Genomic DNA, 361 nt, shown 5'->3' on the forward strand with positions numbered 1-361 from the left:
CGTTGTTGCCGGTGACAGTGACGGTGACCAGTTGGGTGTCGACGCCGCCGAGGCCGTCGCTGACCTGGACGGTGAATACGTCGTTGTGACTTTCGCCAACCTTCAGCGATTGCACGACACTGGCGACACCGTCGGTGCCGTTGGCCAGGGTGTAGGTCCATTGGCCGTTGTTGTCGACCGCGATGGAGCCATAGGTGCCGGTGTTTGCCCCGGCAATACTCCAAGTCGCGGTGGCATCGTGATCAATGTCGGCCGAGCTGAATTGGCCACTGACGCTAAGGGTGGTGTCTTCCTTCACGGCGCCCACATCGTTGCCGGTGGCGAAACTGAGCACGGGTGCGTCGTTGTTGCCGGTAATGGT

1 protein-coding gene is annotated in these 361 nt (G+C 61.2%); it reads right to left on the reverse strand.

Features of this window, described 5'->3' with window-relative positions:
• A partial coding sequence (locus tag ACODSJ_RS24745) for a cadherin-like domain-containing protein (RefSeq protein WP_489104228.1) occupies positions 1-361 on the reverse strand: 361 nt, incomplete at both ends.

This window comes from Pseudomonas sp. FG6, assembly GCF_057809015.1.